Below are 16669 nucleotides of genomic sequence, written 5' to 3'. Positions count from 1 at the left end.
TCGAAGATGGCGAGTGCTCGTGGAGAGCACTCGCCATTTTTCTGCGTTCAGGTGCCTTCCCGGGGTCGAACCCCATGCCAGGGGCTTGAGGAAGGGCGCGGCTCCGGGCGCAAGGTGGCCGTCCGTGAGGGCCACCTTCACGGACTCTGATTCCCTCAGGGTTCCCCTCACGGACCTTCGGATATGGCCACGTGGGCATAAATCGGGCAATTCAGCGGTCCTGGCGTCCTTTGTGGATGGTCCAGCAGGCATGGGCCACGCGGATTGAATCCCGGGCATCGGGGCAAGCCCCCGGACCCCCGCGCTGGGTCGCCTTGGGTTTGCGAAGGGGCGAGTGCTTCGGCACCCGCCCCTTTTTCGTCACCTCAAGAAGTCCGCCAGCACATCCCGCAAGGACTCCGGCGCGTTCAGCACCCCGTGATCCTGCCCCGGGATCTCCGCATACCGCCCATGCACCACAGCCGCAGCGACGGCCTTCGCCGACGACGTCATCCACGCCTCCCCCGCGCCGCCGGACAGCGACAGCACCGGGACGGTGATCGCCGCCAGCCGGTCCGTCGGCAGGTGGTTGCCGCGGCCGCAGATGGTCAGGTCGTACGGCAGCGTGTGCGCCAGGCCGACGAACCAGCCCCACACCGGCGCGGATTTCATCGACTCCACCACCGAGGCCGGCGTCCCGGTGCCCTCGACCAGGAACAGCTCGACCGCGCCGTCCCGATCCCCGGCGGCGAGGCAGGCGCTCACCCGGTCGACCAGGTCCTCAGCGGGGCGCGGACGGTCGTCGCCGACGAACGGCGGTTCATACACCGCCAGCTTCGTGACCGGCAGGCCGCGTGCCGCCGCTTCCAGGGACAGGATCGCGCCCGACGAGTGGCCGAACAGCGCGGCCGAACCGCCGACGGCCTCGATCAGCACCTCGAGGTCGTCGATCTCGCGCTCGACCGCGTAGACCGGCGCGTCGCCGCTGTCGCCGCGGCCTCTCCGGTCGAAGGCGACCGCGGTGAAGCCGGCGTCGGCCAGCACCGCGGCCAGTCCGGCGACCGTCGTCCGGTCGTTCACCGCGCCGCCGACCAGCAGCACCGGCGAACCCGAGCCGTAGGTGTCGAAGGCGATCGGGGTGCCGTCGGCGGACGTGACGGTGGCGGTCATGGCTTTCCTCCAGGGGTTCAGTCGTTCCTTACCCTGGTGGTCGGCACCGGCCGCCGGAACTGGACACGCCGGGTCAGGGAAGTTTCCAGTCGAGCGGTTCCGCGCCCTGCTGGACCAGGAGCTGGTTCGCCCGGCTGAACGGACGCGAACCGAAGAAGCCGTTGCGCGCCGAGAGCGGGCTCGGGTGCGCCGATTCGATGCACGGCACGTCGCCGAGCATCGGCTTCAGGTTGCGCGCGTTGCGGCCCCACAGGATGGCCACCAGCGGGCCGCCGCGCGCGGCCAGTGCCTTGATCGCCTGCTCGGTGACCTGTTCCCAGCCCTTGCCCTGGTGCGAGTTGGACTTGTGCGGCTGCACGGTGAGCGACCGGTTCAGCAGCAGCACGCCCTGCTCCGCCCACGGGGTCAGGTCGCCGTTGGAGGGCGTCGGATGGCCGAGGTCCTCGCAGTACTCCTGGTAGATGTTGATCAGGCTCTTCGGGATCGGCCGCACGTCCGGGGCCACCGAGAAGCTCAGGCCGACCGCGTGCCCGGGGGTCGGGTACGGGTCCTGCCCGACGATCAGCACGCGGACGTCGTCGAACGGCTGCTTGAACGCGCGCAGCACGTGCTCGCCCGCGGGAAGATAGGTGCGGCCCGCGGCGATCTCGGCGCGGAGGAACTCCCCCATCGCGGCTACCTGCGGGGCCACTGGTTGCAGGGCTTTCGCCCAGCCGGCTTCGACGATTTCGTCCAGCGGTCGTCCAGTCACGGCCCGCGAGCCTAGCGCCACGTGCCCGGGGTCACTGTGGCGGGTCCAGCCTGCGCAACTCGGCCCGGAACCGGGCCCCGCGCCGGACGTAGGAATCCACCACCGCGGCGATCTGATCCCCCGAAAACGACTTGTTCGGCCGCGTTTTCGCCGGAACGCCCAGCGCGATCTCGCCGGTGCGGACCGTCGATTCGTACGACAGCACCGCGCCCGCGCCGACCATCCCGCCGTCCTCGATCACGCTTCCGTTCAGCACCACCGAACCCGACGCGATCAGGCAGCCGGTGCCGATCGTCGCGCCCTCGACGTGCACCGCGTGCCCGACCGCCGACGACGGGCCCACGATCGTCGGATGCCGCGCGGTGCAGTGGACGACGCAGCCGTCCTGCACGTTCGAGCGTTCGCCGATCTCGATGTACCCGTGGTCGCCGCGCAGCACCGTCTGCGGCCAGACCGAGGCGCGCGCGCCGATCCGGACGTCGCCGATCACGGTGGCGTCGGGATGGACGTAGGCGTCCGGGTGGATCGTCGGGACCAGGTCGCCGAGCGCGTAGATGGCCAAAGCCGCCTCCGGGTCAGTAGTCGTGCGAAAGATCCTTGCCGTAATAGCGGCTTTCGGGCAGATCGCCGTAATAGCCGAAGGCCGGGATCTCGACGTAACCCGTCGAACGGTAGAGGGCGATCGCCTCCGGCTGTTCGGTGCCCGTCTCCAGCACGACCCGGCGCCGTCCGGCGGCGGCCGCGGTGCGTTCCAGTTCGGCGAGCATCGCGCGGCCGAAACCGCGGCCCCGCGCGGATTCGGCCACGTACATCCGTTTCAGCTCGACGTCGCCGGGCCGGAACGTCGGCTCGGGACCGTCGTGCGCGCGCCACGCGCCGGACGCCACCGGCACGTCGTCCAGGTACCCGACCAGAAACAGGCCCCGGGGCGGCGCGAACTCCGCGGGGTCCATCGGGGTCTCGTCCTCGGAGCCGTAGCGGCGCACGTACTCCAGCTGCACCTCGGCCATCAGCTTGGCGGCGTCGGGATGGTCGAAGGCGACCGCACGGATGTCCACGGCGCTCAGCCTAATGAAGGATCACTGCTGCCAGTGCTCCCAGCCGCCCTGCTGGTCGTACTCCGCGCCGTCCACAGTGACCCCGGAGCCGGGCATGGTGACCACGCCGATCTTGCGCCAGCCCTCGGGCAGGTCGTCGAACGGCGGGAACGTCGCGACCAGCGCGTGGTCCTCGCCGCCGGTCAGCACCCACTGCAGCGGGTCCGCGCCCAGTGCGCTGCCGACTTCCTTCAGCCGCGTCGAAACCTCCAGCAGCGCGGTCTGCACGTCGAGCCCGACCTCGGACGCGGCGGCCAGGTGCGCGAGGTCAGCGAGCAGGCCGTCGGACACGTCCATCATCGCCGTCGCGCCGGCGAGCGCGGCCTGCGGACCGGCCGCGTACGGCGGTTCCGGGCAGCGTTGCGCGTTCACCACGCCGACCGGGGACCGGAATCCGCGACGCAGCACGGCGAGCCCCGCCGCCGCCCAGCCGAGCCGTCCGCACACCGCGAGCACGTCGCCGGGACGCGCGCCCGCGCGGGTCACCGGTTCGCGGTCTTCGAGGTCGCCCAATGCGGTGACGCTGATCACGAGCTGGTCCGCGCTCACGAGATCGCCGCCGGACACTCCGATGCCGACCTGGCGGGCCTCGGCCCACATGCCGTCCATGATCTCGGTCACGACCTGCGCCGGGGTGTCCGCCGGGCACGCGAGCCCGACGACCACCGACGTCGGTTTCGCGCCCATGGCGGCGACGTCGGACAGATTCACCGCGACCGCCTTGCGGCCGACCTGTTCCGGGCTCGACCAGTCGAGCCGGAAATGCACGCCGTGGACCAGCACGTCGGTCGTCACGACCACGCGGCCGTCCGGCGCGGCGAGAACCGCCGCGTCGTCGCCGGGGCCCAGCAATGTCGACGCGGGCTGCGCGCGTCCTTCGGTGACCCGCCGGATCAGGCCGAATTCGCCCGTCCCGGCCACCGAGTGCTCGTCCGGTGACACCGGTCACCTCCTGTTTCCCTCGCCTGTGTCGGATCGGCCACCGACAATCGGATCCCCTAGGTTTTTCCCAGGGCTGGCGCTACGTTTCCTACACCGTCAACACCGTTCCTACCTCGACTCGACCGCCACCGACGAAAGGGCACGCCGTGGTCCACGCATACATCCTCATCCAGACCGAGGTCGGCAAGGCGGCCGCGGTGGCTGCGGAGATCGCCGGGGTCCCGGGCGTGACCAGCTCCGAGGACGTCACCGGCCCGTACGACGTGATCGTGCGCGCCGCCGCGGACACTGTGGACCAGCTCGGCCAGCTCGTCGTCGCCCGCGTGCAGAACGTGGAAGGGATCACGCGCACGCTGACCTGCCCGGTCGTCCATCTCTGAGCCGTGGTCCACTGAGGCGGTGGCAGACACCGAGACCGGGGCCCCGCCGAAGGTCGTCCTCGTCACCGCGTCGTTGCTCGTGGCCGCGCTGGCGGTCGCGGTCGCCGTCGTCGCGCTGACGAAAAGCTCCTCCGAGACCGCCGCCCCGAACCAGCCCCTCGCGCTCGTTTCCGTTCCCGCGCCGCAGGCCGGGTCGGCCGACTGCGCGAACCTGATCGCCGGCGTCCCGTCCACGCTGACGTCGAACGGCAAGGAGCTGTCGCCGCGCACGCTCGCCGAGCCCGCGCCGAAGGCGACCATCGCCTGGGGCGAACCGGATCCGGTCGTGCTGCGCTGCGGGCTGGAACGCCCGCCGGACCTCACCCGCACCTCGCCGCTGCGCGTGGTCAACAAGGTGCAGTGGCTGCAGGTCGAGCAGGGCGACTCGGCCACCTGGTACGCGGTCGACCGGCCGGTCTACCTGGCGCTGACTGTGCCGAAGAGCGCGGGAACGGGTCCGCTGCAGACCATTTCGGACGCGATCGCGGCCAAGCTGCCGGTCAAACCCCTGACGTTCTAGCCGCGATCTTCTCCAGCGATTCGCCGGTGGTGCGCGGGCCGAGCACCGCCACGTCGATCATCAGCAGCACCATCGCGCCCGCCACCACCGCGAACATCGTCGTCGCGCCCGCCGCGTGCAGGATCGGCAGCAGCACGAACGGCATCGCAGCCGTCGCAAGCCGGGAGAGCGCGTAAGCCGAACCGGCCGCGGTGCCGCGCAGCGACGTCGGGAACAGCTCGCCCTGATAGGTGTGGAAGGCGTTGGAGAACACGTTGCTCGCGGCGGTGTAGCAGAAGCCGAACACCGCGATCAGCGCGCCGGACGTGGCGTAGCCGAAGGCAAGGCCGAACGCCGCCATCGCCGCCGCGCTCGCGACGATCAGCCACTTGCGTTCCAGCCGTTCGATGATCGGGATGGACAGCGCGGAGCCGATCGGATAGCCGAGGAAGGTGAGCGCGCTGAAGGTCAGCGAGCTGACGAGGCCGAAACCCTTGGCCGCCAGCACAATCGGCACCAGCGAGCCGAAACCGTAGTAGCCGAACGCCTGCAGCAGCTGAAACACGTACAGCATCGCCGTGCGGCGGAACCACGGCGGGCGCAGCAAAGCCGACGCACGCACCGGTTCGGGCGCGGGCGGTTCCGGCTCCGGTTCGGGCAACGGTTGCGGCGCGCTCGCTTCGAGCTTGCGCACGATCTCGTCCGCTTCGCCGGTTCTGCCTTGTGCGGCAAGCCAACGCGGCGATTCCGGCAGCGTGAACCGCAGTGCCCACACGATCGCCGCACCCAGAGCGCCGATCACGAACAGCCAGCGCCAGCCGTCGATGCCGAGCGGTGCGTGCCCGACGAGCGCGCGGGCCAGGAACCCGGCGGCCGGGACGCCGCAGAAGCCGATCGTGTAAGCCCAGGCCGTCGCGCGGCCGCGGGAGCGGGCGGGCAGCAGGTCGGCGAGGTAGGCGTCGGCGACCGGGAGTTCCGCGCCGATGCCGATCCCGGCGATGAAGCGGCAGATCACCAGCATCCACACGTCGGTGCTGAACGCGCCGAGCAGCGTGAACACCGAGTACAGGCCCAGGGTGAGCAGGAACGCGCGCCGTCTGCCGAGGCGGTCGGCGAGCCGGCCGAGGAACACCGCGCCCACGAACGCGCCGACGAATGCCGACGCCAGGACGTACTTCAGCGTCGTCGGGGTGACGCCGAACTCCTTGGTGAGGACGGTGCTGATGGTCGCGGCGAGGAACAGGTCGTAGAGGTCGAAGAAGGTGGCGATGCCGACCACTGCCACGAAGTACCGGTGCCGCCGGGTGACCGGGAGCCGGTCGAGCCGGGATGCGATCTGCACGCGCTGTCTTCCTTACGGGCTGGGGATGTTCGGGGATCATCGTAAGGTCACCACGTGACAGCTGACGCGGTTGAGGAGTTCGAGCGGCACCGCTCGAAACTGTTCGGGCTGGCGTATCGGATGCTGGGTTCCGCCGAGGAGGCCGAAGACGTCGTCCAGGACACCTTCCTGCGCTGGCATCGGGCCGGTCCGGTCGCGTCGCCGTGGGCATGGCTGGCCAAAGTCGCCACCAACCTGTGCGTGAACAGGTTGACGTCGGCACGTGCGCGCCGCGAGAGCTACACCGGCTTCTGGCTGCCGGAGCCCGTCCTGACCGCGGACGGCGCGCTGGGTCCGCTGGACCGTGCCGAGCAGCGGGAGATCGTCTCGCTGGCCTTCCTGGTACTGCTGGAAAGCCTCAACCCGGTGGAGCGCGCGGTGTTCGTCCTGCGCGAAGCCTTCGGCTACAGCCACCGGGAAACGGCCGAGGTCATCGGCTCCTCCGAGGCGAATTCCCGGCAGCTGTACGCCCGCGCCCGCAAGCACCTGGCTGAGGCCCGCGACGGCTCCGATCGCCGGACGTCCCCTCGCCGCGACCTGGTGGAGAGCTTCCTGGCCGCGGCGGAACAGGGTGACCTGCCGACGCTCGAGAAAGTGCTGGCCGAGGACGTGACCGTGTGGGTGGACGGCGGCGGCAAGGTCGGCGCGGCCCGGCGGCCCGTCTCCGGCATCGCCAAGGTGGCGCGATACTTCGCGGGCACGTTCCGCCTCGCCGGTCCGGAGACGACGTTGTCGGCCGCGGAAGTGAACGGCTCGCTGGGGCTGCTGGCCTATATGGGCGAGACGCTGGCGGGTGTGCTGGTGCCGGAGACGTCGGACAGCCGGATCACCGGGATCCGCATCGTCGCCAACCCGGACAAACTCCGGTCCTTGTCACGTTCGGGAGGCCTGTCCGGTTCTTAAGGGTGACTCTCTCCCGGAGAAATTCACCCATGACAACCCAGATCCTGGTGACCGGCGGCACCGGCCGCCTCGGCCGCGTACTCGTGCCCCGTCTGGCGGCGGACGGTCACGCCGTCCGCGTGCTGAGCCGGAAGCCCTCGCCGCAAACCTGCCACGGTGACCTGCTCACCGGCGAAGGCCTCGACGCCGCGGTCGCAGGCGTAGAGGTGATCGTCCACTGCGCGACCGGAAACGGCCGCTCGGACGTCGACGGCACCCGCAACCTCGTCCAAGCGGCGGCGCGAGCCGGGCGGCCGCATCTGCTGTACGTGTCCATCGTCGGCGTCGACCGGGTGGCATTGCCTTACTACCGCGCGAAACTGGCCTGCGAACGGCTCGTGGAACGCTCTGGTCTGCCGTGGACGATCCAGCGGACGACCCAGTTCCACGAACTCGTCGCCTGGATGTGCGCGGTCCAGCGGTGGCTGCCGGTGGTCGTGATGCCTCGCGGGGTCAGCTTCCAGACCGTCGACACCGGCGAAGTGGCCGCTCGCCTGGCCATGCTGGCCGATGCGCCGCCGTCCGGGCGGGTGCCCGACCTGGGCGGGCCCGAGGTGCGCCCCGCCGCCGACCTGGCCCGCGCTTACCTTCGCTCGCGCGGAGGCCGCCGCCCGGTGGTGTCGCTGCCGATGCCCGGCCTCCGCGGCTACCGCGAAGGGGGACATCTGACCCCGGAGCACGCGGACGGCCGGATCACCTTCGACCAGTTCCTCGCCGCATGAGCGCCCGTGCCTGGCTGCGCGCGGGCCTGGCCTTTCTTGCCGTGACGCAGTTCGCCGTGGGGAACTGGGCGTTGTGGTCCCCGCGCTCGTTCTTCGACATCCCCTGGGTGGGCATGCGCATGCCCTACAACGCGCATCTGATGCTGGACTACGGCGCGATGAGCCTGGCCACTTCAGTGGTGCTGGGCGTGAGCTTTTTCGTCACCCGGCGGATCTTGGCGCGCACCGCGCTCGCGGTGTACCTGACGTTCGCCGCGCCGCATCTGATGATCCACATCCAGCTGCTGCACCATCTCACGCCCGGCGAACGCGTGCCGTTGCTGACCGGGCTCGCCGCGGCCGTCGTGCTCCCGCTGGTGCTGCTTCCGCTGACCGGAAGGCTCGAAAAGGCGTGATCCCGCCGGTCAGCGCAGGCCGGTGCCCCGGGCGAGCGCGGTGTCGATCAGGGTGGACAGCAGCGTCGGGTAGTCCACCCCGGTCACCTCCCACATCTTCGGGTAGGCGGACTTCGTGGTGAAACCGGGCATCGTGTTGACCTCGTTGATCACCAGGTCGCCCGCCTCGGTGACGAAGAAGTCGACGCGGGCGAGGCCCTGGCAGTCGAGCGCGCGGAACGCCTCGACCGCCATCGCGCGCAGCCGGTCGGAGAGCGCGTCGTCCAGTTTGGCCGGGATGTCCAGCTCGGCGTCCTCGCCGAGGTACTTGGTTTCGAAGTCGTACCAGGCGTCCTCGCCCTCGGCGAGCACCCGGATCTCCGCCGGCAGCGAAGCCTCGACGCGGCCGTCCGGGAACTCCAGCACGCCGCATTCGACCTCGCGCCCGCGCACCGCGGCCTCCACGAGCACCTTCGGGTCGGTGCGCCGGGCCAGCTCGATCGCGGCGTCCACATCGGACCAATCCGCGACCCGGGAAATGCCGACCGAGGAACCGGCGCGCGAGGGCTTCACGAACACCGGCAGGCCAAGGCGTTCGCGGTCCTGTTCGGACAAAGTGGACTGTCCGCGGCGCAGCGCGGCGTAAGTGCCGACCGGCAGCCCTTCCGCGGCGAGCAGCTTCTTCGCATACTCCTTGTCCATCGCCGCCGCGCTGGCGAACACGCCGGGACCGACGTAGGGGATGTCGGCGAGTTCGAGCAGCCCCTGGATGGTGCCGTCCTCGCCGAAGGCGCCGTGCAACACCGGGAAGACGACGTCGACGGTGCCGAGCACCTCGGTGGCCTGGCCGGGGTCGACGGTGCGCAGCTCGCGGCTCGTCGGATCGCCGGCAAGCACGAGCGCGCGGCCGGACTCGACCGACGGCAGCTCGCGGCCCTGGATGCTGAGCTGCTTCGGGTCGCCGGTGCCGAGCACCCAGCCGCCGCTCGGCGTGACGCCGACCGGGAGCACCTCGAAGCGATCCGGATCCAGGTTCGAGATCACACTGCCCGCGGACAGGCACGAGATGGTGTGCTCGCTGCTGCGCCCGCCGAACACGACCGCGACCCGGATCTTTTCAGCACTCATAGCCGGTCACCGTACCGGGTGAGCCTGTCCGGCGACGCGCGCCGGGGGTGTCCGCCCTGGTGACGGCCCAGGCGCCAGCGGGTCAGCGGAGCACCCCGCCACCCGCCGCCCGGTTCGGCCAAGACCGCAGCGGGGTGGCCGCCCAGGCAGCAGGGATCAGCGGAGCAGATCGACCAGCGTCGGCACCGCCGCCATCAACGCCTCCCGCGAGCACCCCGCGTACCCCAGCGCGATGCCGTGCACCGTCGGCGTCCCGGCGAAATGCCGCGCCAGCCCGTCGAGGCGGATCGAATGCCGTTCCGCTTCGGCGATCAGCCGCGCCTCCGCCTCGGCGCTCCCCACGGGAACCACCAGGTGCGCCCCGGCGTCGTCGCCGACGAACGGGATTCCGGCCGTCCTCAGCGCGCCGACCAGCACCGTCCGGCGTTCGGCCATTTCCCGGCGCAGCTTTCGCAGGTGGCGGCCCAGATCGCCGGTCCTCGCCAGTTCGACGAGCACCCGCTGGCCCGCCGGCGACGGGCGGGTTCCGGTGAGATCCCGGTACGCCAGCACGGAATCCGCGACCGCGGCGGGGGCGACGAGCCAGCCCGCGCCGAGTGTCGGGGTGAGGATTTTGCTGGTGGTCCCGAGGTGCACGACGACATCCGGGGCGAGCGCGGCCAGCATCGGCAGCGGGGCGACGTCGAAGCGCAGCTCGCCGTCGTAGTCGTCCTCGATGACCAGCATGCCTTCCGCCCGGGCGCGTTCCACGAGCTGCACCCGCCGGGCCGCGCTCATCCGGCTGCCCATCGGGTACTGGTGCGCGGGCGAGCAGTAAACCGCGCGCGCACCGGCGGGAATCGCGTCCGGGCGCAGGCCTTCCTCGTCCACCGGCACGCCGACGACGGTGAGCCCGGCCTGCCGAAACGCTTGCACCGCACGCTGATAGCCCGGTTCCTCGAAGGCAACGACCGCGCCTCGGCGCAACACCGCGGCGGCGAGTTCCACAACCGCCGCAGTGGTACCGCCGGTCGCCAGCACTGAGCCAGCGGCCAGACCACGGTGGCGCAACAGGTGTTCTGACACAGTCGCGCGGTATTCGGGCAGCCCGGCGCGATGCGCGCGCGTGAGCGGTTCGGGGTCGGCGGCGGCGCGCCACGCTCGCCGCCAGGCCGCGCGGTCGAGCCCGCCGGCCCACGGGGTGCCCGGCGCGAGGTCGAGCATCGGCCCGGATTCCGGCTCGGCGAGGAGCGAGCCGGGTGTCGAGACCGAGGCGGCGGCGCGGGTCGGCGGGGTGGTCACGTAGGTGCCGGAACCGTGCCGTCCGGCGATCCAGCCCTCCGCGTGGAGTTGCTCGTACGCGGCGGAAGTGACCGTCCGCGAGACGCCGAGCCGTTCGGCCAGCGCGCGAGTGGACGGCAACCGGTCGCCGCCGCGGAGGTGTCCGCCGGCGGCGGCTTCGCGGAGCGCGTCGGCCAGTTGCACAGCCAGCGGAGTGGCCGCTTCGCGGTCGAGACTCACCGGCAGGGCAGTGTCGGCGTAGGACACGGCGGACCTCCGTTATCGCGAAGTGGACTTCTCAAGTGTAGAAGAAGTGGACATTCAACATATCCACTTGCCCGCCGCACACTGAACGCATGAGCAGCCTTTCGCCCACCGAACGCACCACGCTCGGCCGCAAACGCCACCGCGGCGCCAGCGAGCGCGCGGCGCTGCACGCCGTGCTCGACGAGGCGCTGATCTGCCACCTCGGTGTGGTCCGCGACGGCGTCCCGCTGGTGCTGCCCACCGGATACGGCCGCGACGGCGACACCCTGTACTTGCATGGTTCCACGGGCGCGGCCAGTCTGCGAGCCGCTGCCGGGGAAACCGACGTCTGCGTGACGGTGACCCTGCTCGACGGGATCGTCTATTGCCGCTCAGTGAACAACCACTCGGTCAACTACCGCAGCGCGGTCATCCTCGGCCGGGCCCGGCTGGTGACCGACCCGGACGAGAAGATGCGCGGCCTGCACGTGCTCACCGACCACCTCTCCCCCGGCTCGTGGGAGCACGCCCGCCCGGTGAACAAGAAGGAGTTCGCCGCCGTTTCGGTCATCGCACTCGATCTGGCCGAAGCGTCGGTGAAACTCCGCGCCGAAGGACCGGACGACGAGCCCGAAGACGTCACCGCGAACGCCGCCTGGGCCGGAGTGCTGCCGGTGCGCACGGTGTTCGGCGAACCAGAACCGTCCGCCGATCTGCCCGCAGGCTGGACGGTGCCGGAGCACGTCGCGGCACGCGTCACGAAGACAGCGGCAACCGCACGGTGAACACCGTCCGGCCGGGGCGGCTCTCCAGCGAGACCGTTCCGCCGTGTTCCACCACCAGCGAGTGCACCACCGACAGCCCCAGCCCGGTGCCGCCAGCGGCCCGGGTCCGGGAGTTGTCGACGCGATAGAACCGGTCGAAAATCCGTTGCTGGTCCTCCGCGGAAATCCCTGGCCCGGCATCGGTGACGGCGACGACCGCCATTCCGTCCGCCGCGGTCACCGCCAGCTCGACCGGGGTTCCTTCCGCGGTATGCACCGCGGCGTTCGCGAGCAGGTTGTCCAGAACTTGGCGCAGCCGTGCCGGATCCGCGAGCAGCAGCACGGGTTCCTCCGGACTCGACACCGTCAGCGGATGTCCCGGACGACCGGCCCGGAACGCGTCCGCGGCAGCCGCGGCGATCTCGGTGAGATCCATGCGCTGCGGACGCACCGGCGGTTCGACATCGCGTGCGTCGAGCCGGGCGAGCAGCAGCAGATCGTCCACCAGCACGCTCATTCGCGCGGTCTCGGCCCGGATCTTCTCCAGGTGCGCCTCGCGTTCCTCCGGCTCATTCGCGGCGGCGTAACGGAAAAGATCGGCGTAGCCGCGAATCGACGTCAACGGCGTGCGCAGTTCGTGCGAAGCGTCAGCGACAAACCGGCGCAGCCGATCGTTCGCCTCAGTGCGCGCGGCCAGCGAAGACTCGATGTGGGTCAACATCAGGTTGAACGCCGTCCGCAACTCCTCGACCTCCGCACCGCCGCCGGTGCCGGACGCGCGCACCGGCAAATCCGCAGTGGCAGTGAGGTCGTGTGAAGCGATGTCGTGCGCGGTGCCAGCCATGTCCGACAACGGCCGCAGCCCGCGCCGCAGCACCACCCGGCCCGCGACGACGAGAATCGCCAACGCGATCAGGAACGCGATCACTTCGATCAACATCAGCTGCTGCACGGTGTTGTCGAGGTCGGATTGCGGAGCGGCGCTCAGCAGCACGGTGCCGGTTCCGTTGTGCGAGGTCTCCACCGGGCACGCCCGGACGCGGTAAGAACCTTGACCGGGCAAGGCGATCGTGCGGAAAAGGTCGCCGCTGGTCGCCTCCTCGGCGATCCGCGCCAGCGGCCGCACGTCGTCAGGCAACGTGCTACCCGGCTGCGGGACCGCGCGCCCCTCCCGGACGTCGAACACCGCTGAATACCAGGAATAGACGACTTCCGGATTGTCCTTCGACTCGCGCAGATGCGGCACCTGCGCGACCTGGCTGGTCTTGAGCTGCTCGTCGAGCCGCCGGTTGAGGTAGTCGTGCATCAGCTCGACGGTCAGCGCGCCGACGATCGCGAACACCACCAGCGCCAGCGCGCCCAGCCCGAACGCCAGCCGCGTGCCCAGCCGCGAGGCGCGCCAAGCCCGGTACCACCGGCGAGCCCAGCGCCCGATCCGGCTCACCGGCCCGCCTGCCGCACGGAATACCCGACGCCGCGCACGGTGTGGATCAGCGGTTCGGCCCCGGTGTCGAGCTTGCGCCGCAGCCGCGAGACCGCGAGTTCGACCACATTGGACCGGCCGCCGAAGTCGTACTCCCACACGTGGTCGAGGATCTGCGCCTTCGTCAGCACCGCCGGCGAGCGCCGCATCAGGTAGCGCAGCAGCTCGTACTCGGTCGGCGTCAGCTCGGCGAGCCGTCCGCCGCGCCGGACCTCGTGCGTCTCCTCGTCCAGCGTGAGGTCGCCCACCTCCAGCACCGCCGGGCGCGCGTCCGGTTTCTCGGACGTCCGGCGCAGCACCGCGCGCAGCCGGGCCATCAACTCCTCGACGGAGAACGGCTTCACCAGGTAATCGTCACCCCCGCGGGTGAGCCCGGCGATACGGTCGGCGGTCGCGTCCTTCGCGGTCAGGAAGACCACCGGCACCGCGTCGTGCTTCTCGCGCAGCTTGTCGAGCACGGTGAAGCCGTCGAAATCGGGCAGCATCAGGTCGAGCACGACGATGTCGGGAGAGAACTCCGCGGCCCGCGCGAGCGCGTCCGCGCCGCATCCGGCCGTCACGGCCTGCCAGCCCTCGTAGCGGGCGACGGTCGCGACCAGGTCGGCGATGTGCGGCTCGTCGTCCACGACCAGCAGCCGCACCGGGTTCGGGTTCTCCACCCCGCCATCCTCCGCGACGTCCGCGCGGGCGCGCGAGCCGAACCCCGAGCTGACAGCCACTCGACAGGAAACCTGTCGCGCGCTTCGGGCATTCCGGGCAGACTCCGGACCGGAATCCGCCCCGAGCACAAGGAGCCCGATGACTTCCGTCGTGGACAACATCACCGTCGACTGCGCCGATCCGTGGCAGCTCGCCCAGTTCTGGACCCAGGTGACCGGCCGCTCGGTCGGCGAGGACGACAAACAGGGCGACCCGGAGATCGGCATCACGCTCGACTCCGGCGTCACGCTGCTGTTCATCGCCGTCCCGGAACCCAAGACGGTCAAGAACCGGCTGCACCTGTGCCTGACGCCGGACGTGCCCCGGGAAGAGGAGGTGGACCGGTTGCTCAAGCTGGGCGCGACGCTGCATTCCGACCATCGCCGCGAGGACGGCAGCGGCTGGGCCGTCCTGCAAGACCCGGAAGGCAACGAGTTTTGTGTCCTGCGCAGCGCGGCGGAGAAGGCGTGACTGATTCGTTCGAGATCAACCGAGCCAACTGGGACGACCGCGCGCCGATCCACGCGCGCTCGGCGTACTACGAGTTCGACAAGTTCCAATCCGATCCCGCGCACCTGAGCCAGATCGTGCGGTTCGACCAGCCGCGCCTCGGCGACGTTTCCGGGCTGCGCACCGTGCATCTGCAGTGCCACATCGGCACCGACACGCTGTCCCTGCACCGGCTCGGCGCGCACATCTCTGGTCTGGACCTTTCCCCGGCGTCGCTCGCCGAGGCGCGCAAGCTCGCGGACGCCGCCGGCGCGGACATCGACTACCACGAGGCGAACGTCTACGACGCGGTGGAAGTCTTCGGCGAGAACGCGTTCGACCTGGTGTACACCGGGGTCGGCGCGCTGTGCTGGCTGCCGAAGATCGCGCCGTGGGCCGAGGTGATCGCGCGGCTGCTGCGCCCAGGCGGACGGCTGTTCATGCGCGAAGGCCATCCGATGCTGTGGACGCTCGACGAAGAATCCGAACGCGCGTGGCCGAAGTACGACTACTTCGAACACGACGAGCCGCTCGTGTTCAGCGACGACACCACCTACGTCGACACGGACGAACCGGTGCGCGCGACGACCACGCACAGCTGGAACCATTCGCTCGGCGAGGTCGTCACCGCGCTGCTCGACCAGGGCCTGGTCCTGACCGGGCTGACCGAGCACGACACCGCGGCGTGGAACGCGCTGCCGCACGAGATGGAAGAGGCAGGCGGCGGCGAATGGCGGCTGCGCGACCGCTCGCGCCGGATCGCCGCGAGCTACACCCTGCAGGCCCAGCGCCCCGCATAGAGTGCGAGACATGACTCGCATCGCCGTCGCCGCGCTGGGCGGCACCATCTCGATGGCTCCCGGACGTTCGATCGAAGACGGCGTCGTGCCGAGGCTGAGCGCCGAGGATCTGCTGGGCGAACTCGGTTCCCGGCTGCCGATGGAGGTCACCGCGGCGACGCTCGCCGGGATCTCGAGTTCGTCGATGGACTACGCGACGCTCGCCCGGACCCGGCAATGGGGCCTCGAGCAGATCGAAGCGGGCGCGGACGGTCTCGTGGTGGTGCAGGGCACGGACACGCTGGAGGAAACGGCGTATCTGTTCGACCTCACGTGGCCGTCCGACGCGCCGGTCGTCGTCACCGGCGCGATGCGGAATCCCAGCCTGCCCAGCCCGGACGGACAGGCAAACCTCCTCGCCGCGCTCACCGCCGCCGCCGATCCGCGCAGCCGGGGCCGGGGCGCGCTGGTGGCCTTCAACGACGACGTGCACGCGGCGCGGTGGGTGCGGAAGACGCATTCCAGCCACGTCGAAACGTTCTCGTCGCGGCCGGCCGGACCGCTCGGCATGGTCGCCGAAGGAACGGTGCACTACTTCCACCCGTCGCCGCCGCGCCTGCCCGTGCTGCCGGGCGCCGAAACGGTCGATCTCGTTCCGCTGCTGGAATCCGGGCTCGACGATTCGGGCGAACTGCTGTCGCTGGTGCTCAAGGGCGGCGTGCGCGGCGTGGTCATCGCGGCCAACGGCGTGGGGCACGTGTCGACCGGAACGGCGGACGTGATCGCGGCCGCCGAGGTGCCGGTCGTCGTCGCGTCCCGGACCGGCGCGGGCCCGACTTTCCGCGGCACGTACGGATTTCACGGCTCCGAAGCGAGCCTCATCCGGATGGGCGCGACGATGGCCGGATGGCTGTGCCCGCGGAAATCCCGGATCCTGCTGCAGCTTCTGCTGGCGGCGGGGGTGAGCCGGGAGGAGATCGAACGGCAGTTCAGGCTGCGCGGCGACCTCGACCGCTGATCACACCCGGAACGGGCCGTCCACCGGATTCGCCTGGTACGACCGCATCTGCCGCCCGCCCTCGCGGTAGACGTGCACGCTGATCGCCGGGTCCGGGCCGTCGTTGCGCACCTCGTGCACGTAGCCCGGCCCGAACACCCGCGACTGCCCGGCGGACAGCCCGTGCACCTCGGTCACCGCGCGCCCGCCCGGAGCCCGCCGCGCGACGGTTTCGGTCAGCCGCCCGGACACGACGGTGAACGCCCCGGTCGCGAAGGCGTGGTCGTGCAGGTCGGTGTGCTGGCCGGGAAGCCAGCTGAGCAGCCAGATCTCCTGCCCCTCAGTGCGTTCGACGAGGGCGGAGAACCGCTCGTCGGGGTCGTAGCGCAGCAGGCTGCCCCAGCGTTCCCGGTCGGCGGCCACGTCGACGGCGACGCGGACCGGATGGCGCAGGGCGGGGTTCTCGGGACGCAGCAGGGTGTTGTCCGGAACGGCGAACATGAAAAGGAATCCTCACGGGAAGAATGGGGTGTCGAACTGGGCCGGGG

General features: G+C 70.7%; 20 protein-coding genes. 9 read left to right on the top strand and 11 right to left on the bottom strand.

The features are described from left to right. Nucleotides 1-360 precede the first annotated feature (360 nt). From RPX00_RS22605 to RPX00_RS22585, 5 genes are all read right to left on the bottom strand, one after another. Nucleotides 361-1149, bottom strand: coding sequence for an alpha/beta fold hydrolase (locus RPX00_RS22605; protein ID WP_406642210.1), 789 nt, complete (start codon nt 1147-1149; stop codon nt 361-363). A 73-nt stretch (nt 1150-1222) separates the two neighbouring features. After that, nucleotides 1223-1900, bottom strand: coding sequence for a uracil-DNA glycosylase (locus RPX00_RS22600; protein WP_406642209.1), 678 nt, complete (start codon nt 1898-1900; stop codon nt 1223-1225). A gap of 31 nt (nt 1901-1931) precedes the next feature. After that, nucleotides 1932-2462 (bottom strand): gamma carbonic anhydrase family protein, encoded by a 531-nt coding sequence (locus RPX00_RS22595; protein WP_406642207.1) that lies wholly within the window; start codon nt 2460-2462, stop codon nt 1932-1934. A gap of 13 nt (nt 2463-2475) precedes the next feature. After that, nucleotides 2476-2958 carry a GNAT family N-acetyltransferase gene (locus tag RPX00_RS22590; protein WP_406642205.1) on the bottom strand — a complete coding sequence of 161 codons (483 nt, stop codon included), beginning with the start codon at nt 2956-2958 and terminating at the stop codon, nt 2476-2478. A gap of 21 nt (nt 2959-2979) precedes the next feature. Further along, nucleotides 2980-3939, bottom strand: a complete 960-nt coding sequence (locus RPX00_RS22585; RefSeq protein WP_406642203.1) for a thiamine-phosphate kinase — start codon at nt 3937-3939, stop codon at nt 2980-2982. Between the two features lie 146 nt (nt 3940-4085). Between RPX00_RS22585 and RPX00_RS22580 the strand changes: the two genes are divergently transcribed. Both RPX00_RS22580 and RPX00_RS22575 read left to right on the top strand, forming a co-directional pair. Continuing rightward, complete coding sequence (locus tag RPX00_RS22580) at nt 4086-4319, top strand: Lrp/AsnC ligand binding domain-containing protein (protein WP_009074118.1); 234 nt, start codon at nt 4086-4088, stop codon at nt 4317-4319. A 19-nt stretch (nt 4320-4338) separates the two neighbouring features. After that, nucleotides 4339-4878 (top strand): DUF3515 domain-containing protein, encoded by a 540-nt coding sequence (locus RPX00_RS22575; RefSeq protein ID WP_406642201.1) that lies wholly within the window; start codon nt 4339-4341, stop codon nt 4876-4878. On the opposite strand, the gene RPX00_RS22570 is transcribed toward RPX00_RS22575, so the two are convergent. Beyond that, entirely contained in the window at nt 4859-6199 is a 1341-nt protein-coding gene (locus tag RPX00_RS22570) for an MFS transporter (RefSeq protein WP_406642199.1), read from the bottom strand. The two genes, RPX00_RS22575 and RPX00_RS22570, sit on opposite strands and share 20 nt — an antisense overlap. Before the next feature lie 54 nt (nt 6200-6253). On the opposite strand from RPX00_RS22570, the gene RPX00_RS22565 reads away from it, so the two are divergent. Genes RPX00_RS22565 through RPX00_RS22555 form a run of 3 tightly spaced genes read left to right on the top strand, consistent with a single transcriptional unit; the run spans nt 6254 to nt 8297 of the window. Further along, a complete protein-coding gene (locus RPX00_RS22565; protein ID WP_406642198.1) occupies nt 6254-7141 on the top strand; it encodes an RNA polymerase sigma-70 factor in 888 nt (295 codons plus the stop codon). A gap of 29 nt (nt 7142-7170) precedes the next feature. Then, nucleotides 7171-7902: an SDR family oxidoreductase gene (locus RPX00_RS22560; protein WP_406642196.1), complete on the top strand. Its 732-nt coding sequence runs from the start codon at nt 7171-7173 to the stop codon at nt 7900-7902. Further along, complete coding sequence (locus tag RPX00_RS22555) at nt 7899-8297, top strand: hypothetical protein (protein ID WP_406642195.1); 399 nt, start codon at nt 7899-7901, stop codon at nt 8295-8297. Before RPX00_RS22560 ends, RPX00_RS22555 begins: the two co-directional genes overlap by 4 nt. Nucleotides 8298-8306: 9 nt before the next feature. On the opposite strand, the gene RPX00_RS22550 is transcribed toward RPX00_RS22555, so the two are convergent. Continuing rightward, nucleotides 8307-9404: a D-alanine--D-alanine ligase family protein gene (locus RPX00_RS22550; protein ID WP_406642194.1), complete on the bottom strand. Its 1098-nt coding sequence runs from the start codon at nt 9402-9404 to the stop codon at nt 8307-8309. Nucleotides 9405-9560: 156 nt separating this feature from the next. Beyond that, nucleotides 9561-10931, bottom strand: a complete 1371-nt coding sequence (locus RPX00_RS22545; RefSeq protein WP_406642192.1) for a PLP-dependent aminotransferase family protein — start codon at nt 10929-10931, stop codon at nt 9561-9563. Nucleotides 10932-11020: 89 nt separating this feature from the next. Between RPX00_RS22545 and RPX00_RS22540 the strand changes: the two genes are divergently transcribed. After that, nucleotides 11021-11695, top strand: coding sequence for a pyridoxamine 5'-phosphate oxidase family protein (locus tag RPX00_RS22540; protein WP_406642190.1), 675 nt, complete (start codon nt 11021-11023; stop codon nt 11693-11695). Here RPX00_RS22540 and RPX00_RS22535 read toward each other — a convergent pair. Together RPX00_RS22535 and RPX00_RS22530 are read right to left on the bottom strand one after the other, a co-directional pair. After that, nucleotides 11667-13118: a sensor histidine kinase gene (locus RPX00_RS22535; protein ID WP_406642188.1), complete on the bottom strand. Its 1452-nt coding sequence runs from the start codon at nt 13116-13118 to the stop codon at nt 11667-11669. The genes RPX00_RS22540 and RPX00_RS22535 overlap by 29 nt on opposite strands. Then, nucleotides 13115-13816: a response regulator transcription factor gene (locus RPX00_RS22530; protein ID WP_406643047.1), complete on the bottom strand. Its 702-nt coding sequence runs from the start codon at nt 13814-13816 to the stop codon at nt 13115-13117. Before RPX00_RS22530 ends, RPX00_RS22535 begins: the two co-directional genes overlap by 4 nt. A gap of 139 nt (nt 13817-13955) precedes the next feature. On the opposite strand from RPX00_RS22530, the gene RPX00_RS22525 reads away from it, so the two are divergent. Genes RPX00_RS22525 through RPX00_RS22515 form a run of 3 tightly spaced genes read left to right on the top strand, consistent with a single transcriptional unit; the run spans nt 13956 to nt 16142 of the window. Further along, on the top strand, nt 13956-14327 hold the full coding sequence (locus tag RPX00_RS22525) for a VOC family protein (RefSeq protein WP_406642186.1): 372 nt from the start codon (nt 13956-13958) through the stop codon (nt 14325-14327). Next, entirely contained in the window at nt 14324-15145 is an 822-nt protein-coding gene (locus RPX00_RS22520; protein ID WP_406642184.1) for a class I SAM-dependent methyltransferase, read from the top strand. The genes RPX00_RS22525 and RPX00_RS22520 overlap by 4 nt, the downstream gene beginning before the upstream one ends. Before the next feature lie 10 nt (nt 15146-15155). Then, entirely contained in the window at nt 15156-16142 is a 987-nt protein-coding gene (locus RPX00_RS22515; RefSeq protein ID WP_406642182.1) for an asparaginase, read from the top strand. Here the strand turns inward: RPX00_RS22515 and RPX00_RS22510 are convergent, their stop codons facing one another. Beyond that, on the bottom strand, nt 16143-16622 hold the full coding sequence (locus RPX00_RS22510) for a cysteine dioxygenase (RefSeq protein WP_406642179.1): 480 nt from the start codon (nt 16620-16622) through the stop codon (nt 16143-16145). Nucleotides 16623-16669: the final 47 nt, after the last annotated feature.

The organism is Amycolatopsis sp. WGS_07 (assembly GCF_045278895.1).
Classification (GTDB): Bacteria; Actinomycetota; Actinomycetes; order Mycobacteriales; family Pseudonocardiaceae; genus Amycolatopsis.
Note: the sequence above shows the minus strand (reverse complement) of the source record. Positions and strands in the feature narration are given on the sequence as shown.

Coding starts and splice junctions, on each gene's coding strand:
- RPX00_RS22605 (WP_406642210.1), bottom strand. CDS start 1,149: ATGACCGCCACCGTCACGTCCGCCGACGGCACCCCGATCGCCTTCGAC.
- RPX00_RS22560 (WP_406642196.1), top strand. CDS start 7,171: ATGACAACCCAGATCCTGGTGACCGGCGGCACCGGCCGCCTCGGCCGC.
- RPX00_RS22555 (WP_406642195.1), top strand. CDS start 7,899: ATGAGCGCCCGTGCCTGGCTGCGCGCGGGCCTGGCCTTTCTTGCCGTG.
- RPX00_RS22550 (WP_406642194.1), bottom strand. CDS start 9,404: ATGAGTGCTGAAAAGATCCGGGTCGCGGTCGTGTTCGGCGGGCGCAGC.
- RPX00_RS22540 (WP_406642190.1), top strand. CDS start 11,021: ATGAGCAGCCTTTCGCCCACCGAACGCACCACGCTCGGCCGCAAACGC.
- RPX00_RS22525 (WP_406642186.1), top strand. CDS start 13,956: ATGACTTCCGTCGTGGACAACATCACCGTCGACTGCGCCGATCCGTGG.
- RPX00_RS22515 (WP_406642182.1), top strand. CDS start 15,156: ATGACTCGCATCGCCGTCGCCGCGCTGGGCGGCACCATCTCGATGGCT.
- RPX00_RS22510 (WP_406642179.1), bottom strand. CDS start 16,622: ATGTTCGCCGTTCCGGACAACACCCTGCTGCGTCCCGAGAACCCCGCC.